The sequence below is a fragment of the Nonomuraea sp. NPDC049141 genome, from assembly GCF_040648415.1.
Classification (GTDB): Bacteria; Actinomycetota; Actinomycetes; order Streptosporangiales; family Streptosporangiaceae; genus Nonomuraea.
In genome coordinates, this window is the sequence record NZ_JBEZDR010000027.1 from 1 (window position 1) to 14,752 (window position 14,752).

The 14,752-nt window shown below is 67.4% G+C and carries 12 protein-coding genes and 2 pseudogenes; 8 read left to right on the forward strand and 6 right to left on the reverse strand.

The features are described 5' to 3' along the window. A pseudogene (locus AB0B91_RS52435) lies at positions 1-170 on the reverse strand (ABC transporter permease); the annotation flags it as partial. A gap of 274 nt (positions 171-444) precedes the next feature. Next, on the reverse strand, positions 445-1,239 hold the full coding sequence (locus tag AB0B91_RS52440) for an NAD(P)-dependent oxidoreductase (protein ID WP_358338362.1): 795 nt from the start codon (positions 1,237-1,239) through the stop codon (positions 445-447). 139 nt (positions 1,240-1,378) lie between these two features. On the opposite strand from AB0B91_RS52440, the gene AB0B91_RS52445 reads away from it, so the two are divergent. From AB0B91_RS52445 to AB0B91_RS52465, 5 genes are all read left to right on the forward strand, one after another. Then, entirely contained in the window at positions 1,379-2,686 is a 1,308-nt protein-coding gene (locus AB0B91_RS52445) for a sugar ABC transporter substrate-binding protein (RefSeq protein WP_358338365.1), read from the forward strand. Continuing rightward, on the forward strand, positions 2,683-3,612 hold the full coding sequence (locus AB0B91_RS52450) for a sugar ABC transporter permease (RefSeq protein WP_358338368.1): 930 nt from the start codon (positions 2,683-2,685) through the stop codon (positions 3,610-3,612). Before AB0B91_RS52445 ends, AB0B91_RS52450 begins: the two co-directional genes overlap by 4 nt. Then, positions 3,609-4,472 (forward strand): carbohydrate ABC transporter permease, encoded by an 864-nt coding sequence (locus AB0B91_RS52455; protein WP_250907731.1) that lies wholly within the window; start codon positions 3,609-3,611, stop codon positions 4,470-4,472. Before AB0B91_RS52450 ends, AB0B91_RS52455 begins: the two co-directional genes overlap by 4 nt. A gap of 67 nt (positions 4,473-4,539) precedes the next feature. Next, the gene (locus AB0B91_RS52460; protein WP_358338371.1) at positions 4,540-5,301 is read left to right on the forward strand and encodes an IclR family transcriptional regulator; all 762 of its coding nucleotides are present in this window, start codon (positions 4,540-4,542) and stop codon (positions 5,299-5,301) included. Between the two features lie 12 nt (positions 5,302-5,313). Continuing rightward, positions 5,314-6,219: a 5-dehydro-4-deoxyglucarate dehydratase gene (locus tag AB0B91_RS52465; RefSeq protein WP_358338374.1), complete on the forward strand. Its 906-nt coding sequence runs from the start codon at positions 5,314-5,316 to the stop codon at positions 6,217-6,219. Between the two features lie 353 nt (positions 6,220-6,572). Here the strand turns inward: AB0B91_RS52465 and AB0B91_RS52470 are convergent, their stop codons facing one another. After that, positions 6,573-8,045 carry an aldehyde dehydrogenase (NADP(+)) gene (locus AB0B91_RS52470; RefSeq protein ID WP_358338377.1) on the reverse strand — a complete coding sequence of 491 codons (1,473 nt, stop codon included), beginning with the start codon at positions 8,043-8,045 and terminating at the stop codon, positions 6,573-6,575. A 104-nt stretch (positions 8,046-8,149) separates the two neighbouring features. On the opposite strand from AB0B91_RS52470, the gene AB0B91_RS52475 reads away from it, so the two are divergent. Both AB0B91_RS52475 and AB0B91_RS52480 read left to right on the forward strand, forming a co-directional pair. Next, entirely contained in the window at positions 8,150-9,406 is a 1,257-nt protein-coding gene (locus tag AB0B91_RS52475) for a glucarate dehydratase family protein (RefSeq protein ID WP_358338380.1), read from the forward strand. Further along, a complete protein-coding gene (locus tag AB0B91_RS52480; protein ID WP_358338383.1) occupies positions 9,403-10,638 on the forward strand; it encodes a hypothetical protein in 1,236 nt (411 codons plus the stop codon). Before AB0B91_RS52475 ends, AB0B91_RS52480 begins: the two co-directional genes overlap by 4 nt. A gap of 580 nt (positions 10,639-11,218) precedes the next feature. On the opposite strand, the gene AB0B91_RS52485 is transcribed toward AB0B91_RS52480, so the two are convergent. From AB0B91_RS52485 to AB0B91_RS52495, 3 genes are all read right to left on the reverse strand, one after another. Next, positions 11,219-11,734 carry a DUF402 domain-containing protein gene (locus tag AB0B91_RS52485; RefSeq protein WP_358338386.1) on the reverse strand — a complete coding sequence of 172 codons (516 nt, stop codon included), beginning with the start codon at positions 11,732-11,734 and terminating at the stop codon, positions 11,219-11,221. A gap of 107 nt (positions 11,735-11,841) precedes the next feature. Continuing rightward, positions 11,842-12,507 (reverse strand): response regulator transcription factor, encoded by a 666-nt coding sequence (locus AB0B91_RS52490; RefSeq protein WP_358338389.1) that lies wholly within the window; start codon positions 12,505-12,507, stop codon positions 11,842-11,844. After that, the gene (locus tag AB0B91_RS52495) at positions 12,504-13,976 is read right to left on the reverse strand and encodes a histidine kinase (protein WP_358338392.1); all 1,473 of its coding nucleotides are present in this window, start codon (positions 13,974-13,976) and stop codon (positions 12,504-12,506) included. Before AB0B91_RS52495 ends, AB0B91_RS52490 begins: the two co-directional genes overlap by 4 nt. A 112-nt stretch (positions 13,977-14,088) precedes the next feature. On the opposite strand from AB0B91_RS52495, the pseudogene AB0B91_RS52500 reads away from it, so the two are divergent. After that, positions 14,089-14,727: pseudogene (locus AB0B91_RS52500) on the forward strand (ATP-binding cassette domain-containing protein); the annotation flags it as partial. Between the last annotated feature and the right edge of the window lie 25 nt (positions 14,728-14,752).

The window sequence follows — 14,752 nt, forward strand, 5'->3', positions numbered from 1 at the left end:
TCGGTGAACGACAGATACAGCGACGCCAGGATCGGACCAACCGTGATCACGAACAGACCGACGAACCAGGGCGCGAGGAAGACGTAGGCCGTACGTGCCTCACGCCGTCTGTGAGCGTTAACTTGGGGGACGCGACGACGCCCTCTGGGCGGTTGCGCGCGTGGTGGCACGGTCGCAACCGCGCTGTCCGGGGTTACAGACATTCATGCACCCCTCATTTCAGGACCTGCCCGGGCACGGCGGGATCGGATAGCGCCTTCCTATAGGTGCGCCAAAAGTTTCGTCAACCCTTTGCAGGCGTTACAAAGACGTTACCGATATATCTCTATCTAGAAACCCCAGGTCACGGGGCAGTCGAGAGAAAAGGGTCGGATGAATGTTTTGCCGGTGAATACAACCGGTTGCACTACCACTTGCAACCGCATCATGCTGGCGAAACGGCCCCTACCACTTGCCTCCGAGATCCTTCAGCGTGAAGACGCCGCCCGCCCGATCGTGCAGCGGCTCGCTCAGATCGGGCTCGCCCTGCTCGGCGATCAGCGCGGCGGCCTGGCCCTCCGAGTCGTCCCGCGACACGTACCCGATCGCCCGGGCCTCATCCAGCGACCACCAGCGGCGCGCGTTGTCGGAGACACCCCAAACGACGTGATAGCCGGGCGCGGTCAGCGCGGCCTCCACCAGGCGGGCGAGGTCGTCAGGGGAGATCCAGGTGGCCAGGCCGCGGGTGTCGCCCGAGGCCTCGTTGCAGGTGCCCAGCCGGATCACGGTCACGTTCAGGCCGAACCTGTCGTGGTAGAGGCTGCCGAGGGCCTCCATGACGACCTTGCTCACGCCATAGAAGGTGTCGGGCCGCGGGAAGGCGTAGTCGGGCAGGTCCGCGCCCGCGGCGGGCCGGGTGTGGAAGCCGGCCGCGTGGTGGCTGCCCATCAGCACCAGGTGCTCGACACCCTCTTTACGGGCGGCCTCCAGCAGGACGTGCACTCCGTCCATATTGGCCCGTACGATGTCGGCCCACGGATGCTCGCGGCTCTGTCCGCCCAGGTGGATCACCGCGTCGACGCCCTTCATCGCCTCGGCCATGGCCGCCTCGTCGGCGAGGTCGGCCACCACCATCTCCTCGCCGGGCCCGGTCTCCACCGGCTGGAGGTCGGAAAGGCGCAGCGTACGGCCGTCACGGGCCAGGCGGGGACGGAGCAGCGTGCCGACCTTGCCGGCGGCACCGGTCATGAGAATGCGCATGAGGGTCATTGTTGTACACAACTCTGGTCGAACTTCACATCCTTGAATGTTGACCGTGACCTACGTCACTCGTTACGTTCACATGGACATGCTCCACGTCTGCGACAGTTGTCCACGTATGTGAACGGGAGGCGGTCTGATGTCACGCCAGCTGCTCGGGGCCGCGATTGCGACGGCCCTGGCCGTAACGCTGACAGGCTGCGGCTCCGGGGGATCGAGTTCCGACGACGCGTTAGAGATCTGGATCAGGCAGGCGCCCGATTCCGACTCCGCCAAAACGGCCGTGAAATTGGCCGACGCGTTCACGAAAGCCAGCGGAATCAAGACGAAGGTCGTCGCGCTCTTCGATGACTTCGAGACCAAGCTTCAACAGCAGGCAGCTCAGAAGAAGCTACCTGACATCGTCATCAATGACACGGCACAACTCGGCAACATGCACACGCAGGGCTGGCTGCAGGAGGTCGACAAGGCCAAGCTCGCCGGCGGCGACAAGGTGTCGGAGCAGGCCTGGAAGGCCGCTCAGGGCTCCGACGGCAAGTACTACGGCACGCCGTTCTCCGCCCAGGCCTTCGCCCTGATCATCCGCAAGGACTGGCGGGAGAAGGTCGGCATGGAGCCGCCCAAGTCCTGGGACGACCTGGCCAAGCTGGCCGCGGCCTTCACCGACAAGGACCCGGACGGCAACGGCCAGAAGGACACGGCCGGCTTCGTCATCCCCGCGGGCACCAAGCGCGGCTACGCCTCCTGGTACGCCTCCTCGCTGATCTACGCCAACGGCGGCGACTTCGTGAAGGCCAACGGCGGCGGCAAGTTCTCGCCCATCGTGAACGACCCCAAGACCGTGGAGGCGGTCCAGTACCTGCAGGACCAGTTCTGCAAGGCCAAGACCGTCAACCCGGGCGCGGTCAGCAACGACACGACCGTCACCCACGAGGTGTTCGAGAAGGGCCAGGGCGGCATCTACCTGGTCGGCCCGTACGTGCTCGCCAGGTTCGTCAAGAGCATCGGGACCGACAAGATCGAGGTCGTACCGGTGCCCAAGGGCCCGTCGGGCGGCCCCGGCACCCTCGGTGAGGGCGAGAACGTCTACATGATGGCCGGTTCCGACAATGTCGAGGGCCAGAAGAAGTTCGCCGAGTACGCGGTCTCCCCCGACGGCCAGCGCATCGGCATGAACAAGGACGCCAACGGCGCCATCGTCCGCCTGCCGGTCAACTCCCAGGTCGACCTGGGCGCCGAACGCCAGGATCCGCGCTGGAAGGTGTTCCAGGAGGCCTACGCCAACGCCGTCTACGCGCCGCCGGTGCCGAACTGGGCGCCGATCCGCCAGGACTCCGCCGACTCCATCAACACCGTGTGGGCCGACTGCTCAGCCAACGTCAAGACCGCGATGGACACGCTGAACACCAAGCTCACCCAGGAACTGCAGACCCAGAAAGCATCATGACTCCGACGCTCACCCAGGCGCGGAGCCGCACGGTGACCCCCCGCCGCCGTCCCAAGCGGATGCGGCGGCGGGGGACCCTCATCGCGTGGGCGTTCCTGTCGCCGGCCTTGCTGCTGTTCCTGTTCTTCAAGTTCATCCCCATGTTCGAGGGCCTGCGGATGAGCTTCTTCGAGGTCCGTCCGTACCTGGGTGACCGGTGGGTGGGCCTCGACAACTACGCCACGATCATGACCGACGAAGCCTTCACGGCGGCGATCTGGCACAGCGTCCTGCTGGCTCTGGGCACGACGGCGGGCTCACTGGTCCTGGGGCTGGTGTTCGCCCTGCTCGTCGAGGGACCGGCCCGCTATCTCTGGTTCATCAGGACCGCGGCGTTCCTGCCGGTGGTGACCACGATGGCGGCGGTCGCCGAGGTCTGGCGGATCATGTACCACCCCGCCGACAGCGGCATGGTCAACAGCATCCTCGGCTGGATCGCCCTGGAACCGCAGCCCTTCCTGGCCAGCGAGCACTCCTCGCTGCTGTCGATCATGGGCATGAACATCTGGCGCGGCACACCGTACGACATGATGATCTTCCTGGCCGGGTTGGTCGGCGTGGACCGCACGCTGTACGAGGCCGCCGCCGTGGACGGAGCCACGACGTGGCACCGGCTGCGTCACATCACGCTGCCCGCGCTGCGCCCGGTGTTCTGGATCCTGTTCACCCTGGCCGCCATCCGCGGCCTGCGCGTCTTCGTCGAGGTGTACGTGCTGACGAACGGCGGGCCGAACGGGTCGTCCGAAGTGCTGATGACCCTGATCTACAAGCTCGGGTTCCAGAAGAGCGAGCTGGGCATCGCAGCGGCCGGCGGGATCGTGTTGTTCGTGGCGACCCTGGTGCTCACCGTGCTGGTCCAGGTCATGCGCAGGAGGCAGAACGCATGATGAGATTCGACAGCGCGCTCGGCCTGGAGGCCAGGCGGGGCCCTCTGGCCACGGTCGGCAAGGTTCTGGCCTACGCCTTCATGGTGATCGTCTTCACCGGGCCGTTGGTCGGGCTGCTGGTCAGCGCCTTCAACAAGACACTCGACCCGACCGCTTTCTCGCTCTGGCCCGACGACTTCACCCTGGAGAACTTCGTCCAGGCCGGCAAGAAGAACGTCTACCACTACCTGTTCAACTCGTTCGTGGTGGTCGGGTTCGGGCTGCTGCTCCAGATGCTGGTCAGCGTCTTCGCCGCCTACGCGCTCGCGCGCAAGAAGTTCCGGGGCATGGCGTTCGTGATGCTGATCATGCTGGCGACGATGATGCTACCCGAGGAGATCATCGCGATCCCGCTCTCGCTGGTGCTCGCCGACATGCCCATCATCCACGCGGACCTCATCGGAACGTACGCGGGCATGATCCTGCCCGTCGGCGCCTGGGGCTTCTCCATCCTGGTCATGACCGAGTTCATGAAGGAGGTGCCGGTCGAGCTGGAGGAGGCCGCGCGCATCGACGGCGCGGGCGAGCTACGCATCTTCTTCGGCATCATCCTGCCGCTGTGCCGGCCCGCCCTCGGCGTCATCGGCGTCTTCGGCTTCACCATGATCTGGGACCAGTACCTGCTCCCGCTGATCGTGGCACCCGAGTCCAGCATGTGGACCCTGCCCATCGCACTGCGCTCGCTGCGCTCCGACGAGGAGGTCGGCATCGGCGTACTGCTCGCGGCGACACTGCTCGCGCTGCTGCCGTCGATCATCGCCTTCCTGGCCTTCCAGCGGCAGTTCATGCGTGGCCTCACCAGCGGCGCCATCAAGGGTTAGATGTCCATGTATCTGGATGGGATCCCATATGCTGACAATCTGAAGCCACTGTCGAGATGGGATGAGTATGGAGCCCCAGCTAGTCAAGTCCGCCGAGCGGACGGTCCGCATCCTGGAGACCCTGGCCGCCTCTCACGAGACCCTGACACTGTCGGAGCTCCAGCAGCACACGGGATTCCCACGCAGCTCGCTTCACGCCCTGATGCGCACGCTCGTCGAGCTGAACTGGGTCGAGACCGACTCCGCCAGGTCCTCCTTCGGCATCGGCCCGCACGCGCTGCTGACCGGCACCGCCTACCTCGACAAGGACCCCGCGCTACCGCTGGCCCAGGAGACGCTGGAGGACCTGCGCGCGGAGACCGGCCAGACCGCACATTTCGCCCGTCGCGACGAAGCGCACGTCCTCTACCTGGCGACCAGGGAGTCACGGGAGGCGCACCACGTGATCCCGAGGGTGGGCCGGCGGCTGCCCGCCCACGTCACGGCCCTCGGCCAGGTGCTGCTCGCCCAGCTCACCGACGACGAGGTCGCGGCCCTGCTGCCCGACCCGCTGGAGCCGATCACCGAGCACACCTTCACCGATCCGGCCAAGCTGATCGGCGAGCTCGACCAGGTACGCACCCGCGGCTGGGCCTATGAACGCGAGCAGGGCACCCCCGGCGTGGCGTGCGTGGCGGTGGCCGTCGACTACCGGATCCCCGCCACGGACGCGATCAGCTGCTCGATGCCGGCGGGCCTGGCACCCGCCGAGGTCGAGAAGATCACCGATGCGGTGATCAAACACACTCGCAAGCTGGCTGCCACTCTTCGCCGGGAGGGCATCCGCTAGGAAGGATCGTTGATGCGGCTAGATGGTGTTCTCTTCTTTCCCGTGACCCCCTACAGCACCGATGGCGACATAGCCGAACAGTTAGTGGCCGAGCACGTCGCCCAGGGAGTCGCCGCCGGGGCCGGAGGAGTGTTCACCGCGTGCGGCACAGGCGAGTTCAACGCGCTCGACCTCGCCGACTACACCAAGGTCGTGGCCGCGTCAGTGACCGCCACCGGCGGCCGGGTGCCCGTCTTCTCCGGCGCGGGCGGCCCACTGCCCACCGCCAAGGCGCTCGCCCGCGCGGCGGCGGACAACGGAGCCGACGGCCTGCTGCTGATGCCCCCCTACCTGGTCACCGCTCCCCCGGACGGTCTGGTCCACTACGTACGCGAGGTGGCCTCGGCCGGCGGGCTGCCCGTCATCATCTACCAGCGCGGCACCGCCCGCTTCTCCCCCTCGGCCGTGGCCACCCTGGCCCAGGTGCCCGAGATCATCGGCTTCAAGGACGGGCTCGGCGACTTCGACCTGCTCCAGCGCATCATCCTGACCGTGCGCCGGTCCACGGACCGGGAGTTCACGTTCTTCAACGGACTGCCCACCGCCGAGCTGACCGTCCCCGCCTACCGGGGGCTGGGCGTGACGCTGTACTCCAGCGCGGTCTTCGCCTTCGCGCCGGAGATCGCGCTGGCCTTTCACAAGGCGGTGACCGGGGATGACGAGGTGCTGGTGCAGCGGCTGCTGACCGACTTCTACCTGCCGCTGGTGGAGCTGCGCGATCGGGTGCCGGGGTACGCGGTGTCGCTGGTCAAGGCGGGGGTGCGGTTGCGGGGGCTGGCGGTCGGCGGGGTACGGGCGCCGTTGGTCGATCCGTCCGCTGCGGATCTGGCGGAGCTGGAACGGATCCTCGCGATCGGCTTGGAGATCGCCGGGGTCTAACCGGCCTTCTGGCGTCTCGCCCTCGCCCTCAATCTCGCCCTCGACCCTGCCTTCGCCCTCGACCCCGCCCTCGACCCCGCCCATCAACCGACCCTGCCTTCGCCCTCGACCCCGCCCTCGACCCCGCCCATCAACCGACCCTGCCTCGCCCTCAACCCCGACCTCGCCTTCTCCCCTGACCTCTCCCTCGCCCTCGGCGCCACCCTCGCCCTCGACGCCACCCTCGCCCTCGGCGTCACCCTCGCCCTCGGACGAGACAGCTCCCCTCCACCCCTCTGAACACCAACCCAGGCAGGAAGACGCGCCCCTCCACCTCCAGACGCCCGGGGCGCGTCCCTGCGTCACTCCCGCCCCTAACGCCCCGGCGCACCATCCACCCGGCGCGGAACACTCAGCGGGTTGCCGTCCCTGAGCTCCTCCGGGAGCAGCTCCTCCGGCCAGTCCTGGTACGCCGTCGGCACCAGCCACCGGTCGATGGCCGTCGCGCCGACCGACGTGTGCGCGGCCGCCGTCGAAGCCGGCCACGGACCGCCGTGATGCATCGCCCAGCACACCGCCACCCCGGTGGGCCATCCGTTCCAGATCAACCGCCCGGCCCTGCGCCCGAGCACCTCGACGACCTCACCGGCTTCGCTGGGGTCGGTGGCGTGCACGGTGGCCGTCAGCGACCCATCCAGCCGCTCCAGCACCGGCCGCAGATCCGAAATTTCGCGATAAGTCACGACGATCGACGCCGGCCCGAAGCACTCCTCGCCGATGCCCGGCAGCTTCTCCGCGAACGAGTCGAGATCCGTGGTGAACACCTTGGGCGTGACCGCCCAGGTCCCCTCCCCCGCCTTGCCCTCGGCCAGGAGCGGCAGCTCGCCGAGCCGCTGCAGCCCGCCCACGTAACCGTCCCTGATCCGCTCGGCCAGCATCGGCCCGCCGGTGGTGCCCTCGACGGCCGCGACCAGCGCCTTGCGCAGCTCGTCGTTCTCCGGCACGAACATCAGCCCGGGATTCGTACAGAACTGCCCGACCCCCATCGTCAGCGACGCGGCGAACCCGGTGGCCACCTCCGCCACGGGCGCGGACGGCAGCACCACGACCGGGTTGACGCTGCCCAACTCGCCGAAGAACGGGATCGGCACCTCCCGCTCGTCGATCAGCCCCTGGATCGCCTTGCCACCCGCGACGGACCCGGTGAATCCGGCCGCGACCACGCTCGGATGCTGCACCAGGTCGGCGCCCGCCTGCATGCCCTGCACCAGCCCCAGCAGATCGGGGTACGGCAGAGCCTTGCGGACGATGCGGGCGACCTGCTCGGAAGTGTTCGGGTGGCCAGGATGCGCCTTCACGACGACCGAGCAACCGGCGGCCAGCGCCGAGGCGGTGTCGCCACCCGCCACGGAGAACGCGAACGGGAAGTTGCTCGCCGCGAACACCGCGACCACACCGGCCAGTGGCTGCTTCATCCGGCGTACGTCGGGCCTGGGCGGGGTGGCCGAGGGATCGGCGTGGTCGATGATGGCGTCGACGTAGCCGCCGTCCCTGAGCACCTGGGCGAACAGCCGGAACTGCCCGGCCGTACGAGCGACCTCACCGCGTAGCCGGGCCTCTCCCAGCGCGGTCTCGCTGTCGGCGGTCTGCCACAGCTCGTCCACCTTCGCGGCGAGCGCGTCGGCAACGGCCTCCAGCGCTTCGGCCCGTTCGGCGGCCGGCGTCGCCCGCCAGGCCGCGCCCGCGGCCGCGGCAGCGGAAACCACCAGGTCGACCCCGGCTCGGTCGGTCTCAGGCAGGGCGGTGCCCACGGCCTCGCCGGTCCTGGGGTCGTGTCCGTAGATCATCGAATGGCCCTTCGGAGTCTTGACACTTCTTCATGTTGATTCTTACAGTTGCCGCAACCTGTCCACAAACCTGGCACGTGTTCACATATATGGACGGCGGTCATATGATCATCCGGCAGATCCACGTCACCCCCGTAGCCTTCAGGGATCCGCCACTGCTGAACGCCGCCGGGGTGCACGAACCCTGGGCGCTGCGGACGATCGTCGAGGTGGTCACCGACGAGGGGTTGAGCGGCCTCGGCGAGACGTACGGTGACCTGGGACATCTCACCAAGGTACGCGAATGCGCCGAGGCACTGATCGGCGTGGACGTGCATGCGACGAACGAGATGTACGCCAGGATCAGCGCGATCGTCGGCGACGTGGTGACGGACATGCATGGCTTGACCGGGGCCGCGACCCAGGAGAAGAGCATCGATCGGGTGTTCGCCGCTTTCGAGGTGGCCTGCCTGGACATTCGCGGCAAGGCAGCCGGCGTGCCCGTGGTCGACCTGCTGGGCGGCCGAGTGCGCGACGCCGTACCGTACAGCGCCTATCTCTTCTACAAGTGGGCGGGGCATCCGGGCGGCGAGCCCGACAGGTTCGGCGCGGCGCTCGACCCGGCGGGGCTGGTCGACCAGGCGTCGATGCTGATCAAAGAGTATGGATTCGCGTCGATCAAGCTCAAAGGCGGCGTGTTCGCACCTCAGGAAGAGGTCGAGGCGATCATAGCCCTGCGGGAGGCGTTCCCGGGCGTGCCGCTCCGCCTCGACCCGAACGCCGCCTGGACCGTCGAGACCTCCATCCAGGTAGGACAGGCGCTGGAAGGCAGCCTGCAGTATCTGGAGGACCCCACGCCGGGCATTCCCGGCATGTCGAAGGTCGCCGCCGAGGTGCCGATGCCGCTGGCCACCAACATGTGCGTGGTGACACCCGAGCACCTGCCGCCCGCCATCGCCGCCAGAGCGATCGGCGTGCTGCTGCTCGACCACCACTACTGGGGCGGGCTCGTACGTTCCTCGCATATCGCCGCGCTGTGTGACACGTTCGGGCTGGAGCTGTCCATGCACTCCAACTCCCACCTCGGGATCAGCCTGGCCGCCATGACCCACCTGGCCGCCGCCACCCCCAATCTCACCCACGCCTGCGACACCCACACACCGTGGCAGAACGGGCAGGATGTAGTCGCGCCAGGCGCGTTGCGGTTCGTCGACGGCGCCGTACCCGTCCCCGACGGGCCCGGCCTCGGCCTCGAACTGGACCGCGACGCCTTGGCCGTGATGCACGAGCAATATCTCGCGTGCGGAATCACCGAACGCGACGACACCACCTACATGCAGCGCTTCGAGCCTGCTTTCTCTGCGAGGAGACCGCGCTGGTGAACGTGGCCTACGCCTACCCCTGGGATATCGTCGGCGACCCGTCGGCCCCTTCGCGCCTCGCGGAGCTGGGCGTCGAGGCCGTGGCGGTGGCGGCCAGCTATCACTCCACCCGCGCGGCAACGCCGTATCACCCCGCGCACCGAGTGCTGGATGTCCCCTATTCGGCCTTCTACCTGCCAGTGCGCCCCTCCTCCTGGGGACGCCTGACACCGGCCTCCCCGACCTGGACGCCCACGGACGCCTACCTGCGGGCCCGAGACGCCCTGAAGGCCGTCGGACTGCAGGTACACGCGTGGACGGTGTTGACGCACAACTCATTCCTGGGCGGCGTACACCCTGACCTGGTGGTGCGTAACGCATTCGGCGATCGCTATCCATATGCGTTGTGCCCCGCTTTCGAGGACGTGGTCGAGTACTGCGAACATCTGGTCAGCGAGATCCTGACCGTCGGAGAGCCCGATGGGCTCATCCTTGAGGCGTGCGGCCCCATGGGGTTCGGGCACCAGAGCGTGCACGAGAAGACGGCGGGCGCCGACTGGACGTCCGTACACAGTGACCTGCTGACGCTCTGCTTCTGCACGGCCTGCGCACCCCGCTACCCGGAGGGCACCAGAGAACGCGTCCGCGCGGCCATCGACGCTCCTCCCCCTGGAACCGCAACCTCTCCCGCACCGACCTCTGTCGCCCCCGCCTCCGCATCCGCGGCCTCCACGGCCTCCGCATCCCCGACATCCGCATCACCGGCATCTACTGCGTCGCCGCTGTCTCCTGCGACCGTGGAGGCCGCTCTCGGCCCCCTCGCCGACGACATCCGAGCCGTACGCGTCGAGCTGTCGGCCTCACTACGCACCCGCCTCGTCGCCGTGGCCCGCGAGACCGCGCCGAACGTCCCCATCACCCTGCACGCCAACCCCGACCCGTGGGCAGCCAGCTCATTCGCCGCCCTCCCCACCGGCGAACCCGGAGCGGAGGTCCTGGTGGGCAACTGCTGGGGCGACCCGACTTCGGACGCCGCCCGTCTGGCCAGGCTCGGCGAACTCTGCAATCCCGGCCAGCGAGTGGGCGCGTACGTCCTGGCCCTTCCCCCACGCCCCGCCGACGGCCAGGCACTCGCCGAACAGCTCAGAACGTACGCCAAGGCAGGCGCCACGGACTTCCACCTCTACCACGCCGGCCTCGCCTCCCCCGGCCGTCTCGCCTCCATGGCCGAAGCCCTACGCCTCATCCGCTGACGAACGCACGAACCCCGGGCCTCGCTCTTTGGCGGGGCCCTCTACCCCTCGCGTGTACGACTTCATCCCGGTCCGCAGTCCTGTGGCTTCTCTCGGCGTCCACGGCTTTCACGCGTTTGTCCGTTGTAGTGGAAGCTGTTGGTGCCCGAGCCGACGCAGCGGGGCTGGTCCGCGCCGGTCCAATCTGGTCTGTGAACGCGTTACGGGCAACCCCTCCCAGCTGCCGCATCAGCGCCTGAGACGCATGTCAGCGACGCTCGAATCCTGACCCCCGATCGACGCGCGGGTTCTAGGGGGTCAGTATTCACGTGTCGTCGACAACGCACACCCCGGCGTCCACGTGGTCGCCCGACCCACATCACCGAACACGACTCCACGGCCCGACCGACCACGCCCGCCGCCCCAGGACTTCGCTGCCCGACCGACCGTCTCTACCTTTCCCGGACCTCTTCCAAAGTCCACGGTCTCTACCTATCCCCGGGCGCCTTCCAGCAGGTCCACGGGTTCTCAAGGCCCGCCGCATTCTCCACGCGCCCGCAGAGGCCTCCCACGCCGGTAATCCCCGGAGACAGCCCCGCACTTACTCAGCTCGCGTTGCTCCACCCATCCGATCGAGCCACCTCAAATGGGCACCCGCGAACGGCCCCTGCCGCTCTCCCACCGCGCCCATCAACCACCTGGCTGTCTCCTCCGCCCGCGCGATCATCTGTTCCGGATATCCCAGTAACACCTGGTGCTCAGCGAATTCGTCCTCATCGTCCAAAATCAGCCGCCCATCCCGCATCCTGATCACGTCAAGGTCGAGATCCAGCATGGTCACCTCATCGTCACGCCACTCGGGAACGGTAGTGACGTCCACATACACCTCAGCCCGATTAGGCAGCGAGTTGAAAGACGCCGTCCACCACCCGTCACGCGGGAACAGCATGATGGCCGTGGTCTTCCACACCACCGGCGGCCCCTCCCCCTTACGGGCAACAGTCCCTTTCGGCGCCGCGGCCCACACCCCGTGCTCATCCTCGCCCAGCACCTTCGCGGGATGATTCCAGTGCAACGCCCCGCCGTACTTCCGGAAGACAACCCTCACATCGGTCACTCCCGGGACGCTACCGGACCATCACTAAGATCCTGCGCCCCCCAACCTCGGATCAACAACCTCGACCTCACCTGCGCTGCCCAAGCCTTCGATCAACAGCCCCAACCTCACCTGCGCTCCCGCCTCTCTCCTGAACGAAGCGCAGAAACGAGCCCGCTCTCGTATGCCACGATGACGAGCTGTGCCCGGTCCCGCGCATCGAGCTTGGCCAGCAAGCGACCAATGTGAGTCTTGACCGTCGCCAGGCTGAGGTGAAGATGGGCGGTGATCTCGCTATTGGAAAGACCCCGAGCGATCAATGTGAGAACCTCCCGCTCCCGCTCCGTAACTCCTTGAAGCCCCTTGACCTCTAGCGATGCCGGCGTGCGGGTGAACTCCTCGATCAACCTACGCGTCACCGTCGGAGCCAGCAGCGCCTCACCGCTCGCGACCACCCGAATGGCGGCGACCAGATCGGCCGGCGGGGTGTCCTTGAGCAGGAACCCGCTGGCCCCGGCACGGAGCGCGTCGTAAACGTAGGCGTCGAGGTCGAACATGGTCACGATCAGGACCCGAGCCACATCACCGATGCGCCTCGTGGCCTCGATGCCATCCATTTCCGGCATCCGTACATCCATAAGGACCACATCGGGTCTCTCATCCAGAGCAACGGCCACCGCTTCGACTCCCGTCGCAGCCTCGCCGACGACCATCAGATCGGGCTCCGAGTCGACTAACACCCTGAAGCTCCCCCGGAGCAACGCCTGATCATCGGCGACAAGGACACGAATCATGAAGTGCCTCCATAAGGCAACTGGGCCGACACCCGAAACCCTCGCCCAGGCAGACGCCCTGCCTCGAACACCCCGTCGTACATCATGACCCGCTCTCGCATTCCGATCAGCCCGTGCCCCGTCCCCTCTACCGGCAGCGTGCGGCGACCAGGACCGTCATCGATCACCTCGATCCGCACCTCCCGCATATCGGCGACCACCGACACCCGGCACCGCGCCGGTGCCGCATGCTTCACCACATTGGTAAGCGCCTCCTGGACGATCCGATAGACCGACAACTCCACGCCCTCCGGCAACTCCACCCCGAGCCGCGAGATATCTTCTCCCCCGCGACTGCCTGCTCCACCCTCCTCGCTGCCCTGGGCTCGTCGGCCAGCCCTCACCTGGGCATCAGTCCGACCGTCAGCCCGCCCCCCGGCTGGCCTACCGCCTCTGATCGGGGCGTCAGCACCATCTAGGGTTGCGCTGCCCCGGTCTGCGCACTCGCTACTGGTCGCCGCAGCAGCGTGAGCGACCCTGCCGTCCGTCGCAGCAGCGGGCGCGCCACTGCCGGCCGCACGATCAATCCGCGAAGGAAGTCCGCCATCGTCTCCGCTGCCACGGCCTTCTCCTGTCGCCAACCGGAGATCCAGTTCCACCTCTACTCCCGCCAACCTGGCCTGCTCGGCCAACCCCGGAAGGCCACCGAGGTCGGGAGCGGGGCCACGGTCGGGCGTCTCGTCTGAGCGGAGGACGCCGAGCAAGTGGCGCATCTCGACGAGCGCGCTCCGGCTAGCGGTCTCGATCACCCGCAACGCATCGTGCGCCTCTTCTGGTCTGGTGCCCATCACATGATTTGCCACGCCTGCCTTGACCGCGATCAACCCCACGCTGTGCGCGACGACATCGTGCAGTTCGCGGGCGATGCGCAGCCGCTCCTCTGTCACGGCCTGTTCGGCCAGGCGCTCGGCGTCACGCGCCGCATAGTGTCTTCGTTCTCGTACGGCTCGCCCGACCGTCCACGCGCCGCCCAGCGCTGCCACGCCGATGAGCGGCCCGTCGATATTCGGAAACCACGCGGGACCCGCCTGCTGCGGCGCAGCGCCGGCGACCACCATTCCGACCAGCGTGACCAGAGTGAGCACGCCGATCGCCGAGGTTGGGACCCACGCGCCCCGGGCATCGCCCAGCGCGACGATATAGAGCGCATAGGCAGGCGAAATATAGGCGAACGACACCCCTAACACCACAGCGACCACGATGGAGAGCGTCAGCATGAGGCAGAAAACAGGCAACGGCCAGATTCTGCGCAGCACCAGCGGCATACCCAGCCCCAGGATAAGAGCCAGCCTCGCCCACGGCGGCAGGTGCGACCCACCCGTCGACGCCGTGAGGAACATGAGAGAGAAGCCCAACCCTGCCAGCAGGTCCAGCGCGATCAACTGACGATGACTCAAGCGAGCGGTGAAGAAGGAGTGGGAGTCGTTCACGCGTTGACCGTAGTGGTTGACGGTGGGCTCGCACGTCAGACCAGGGTCTGACCTTGAGGTTCGGACCGTGGTCCGATGTGACGAACGACCGCCGTACCTCATTCTTTACCGCGTGATCGAACTCAACCGCCTCACCAAACGCTACGGCGACACACTCGCCGTCGACGATCTCTCCTTCAATGTAGAGCCCGGCCACGTGACCGGGTTCCTGGGTCCCAACGGTGCCGGCAAGTCCACCACGATGCGGCTGATCCTCGGCCTCGACTCCCCGACCTCGGGCGAGGCACTCGTCAACGGGCGACGATACACCTCGCTGAGCAGGCCCATGCGCGAGGTGGGCGCGCTGCTCGACGCGAGCGCTGTGCACGGCGGCCGCAGCGCCTACAACCACCTGTTGTGCTTGGCCCGCACCAACGACATCAGTGCGACGCGGGTATCCGAGGTCCTCCAACAGGTCGGTCTAGCCGGTGTGGCGCGCAAAAGGGTGGGCGGCTTCTCACTCGGCATGAAACAGCGCCTCGGCATCGCGGCCGCCCTGATCGGCGACCCGGGCACGCTGATGTTCGACGAACCGGTCAACGGACTCGATCCCGACGGGGTGCGCTGGATTCGCGACTTAATGCGCTCATTGGCCAAGCAAGGCAGGACTGTCCTGCTCTCCAGCCATCTGATGAGCGAAATGGCACTGACCGCCGAACGCATCATCATCGTCGGCCAAGGCAAGCTGATCACGGAAGCCACTGTGGCGGAGCTCACCGAGCGCTACCCGTCGCTCG

Excerpts from the sequence above, each read along its gene's own strand:
- AB0B91_RS52450 (WP_358338368.1), top strand. The coding sequence starts at position 2,683 with ATGACTCCGACGCTCACCCAGGCGCGGAGCCGCACGGTGACCCCCCGC.
- AB0B91_RS52460 (WP_358338371.1), top strand. The coding sequence starts at position 4,540 with ATGGAGCCCCAGCTAGTCAAGTCCGCCGAGCGGACGGTCCGCATCCTG.
- AB0B91_RS52475 (WP_358338380.1), top strand. The coding sequence starts at position 8,150 with ATGATCATCCGGCAGATCCACGTCACCCCCGTAGCCTTCAGGGATCCG.
- AB0B91_RS52490 (WP_358338389.1), bottom strand. The coding sequence starts at position 12,507 with ATGATTCGTGTCCTTGTCGCCGATGATCAGGCGTTGCTCCGGGGGAGC.
- AB0B91_RS52465 (WP_358338374.1), top strand. The coding sequence starts at position 5,314 with ATGCGGCTAGATGGTGTTCTCTTCTTTCCCGTGACCCCCTACAGCACC.
- AB0B91_RS52445 (WP_358338365.1), top strand. The coding sequence starts at position 1,379 with ATGTCACGCCAGCTGCTCGGGGCCGCGATTGCGACGGCCCTGGCCGTA.
- AB0B91_RS52455 (WP_250907731.1), top strand. The coding sequence starts at position 3,609 with ATGATGAGATTCGACAGCGCGCTCGGCCTGGAGGCCAGGCGGGGCCCT.
- AB0B91_RS52440 (WP_358338362.1), bottom strand. The coding sequence starts at position 1,239 with ATGCGCATTCTCATGACCGGTGCCGCCGGCAAGGTCGGCACGCTGCTC.
- AB0B91_RS52470 (WP_358338377.1), bottom strand. The coding sequence starts at position 8,045 with ATGATCTACGGACACGACCCCAGGACCGGCGAGGCCGTGGGCACCGCC.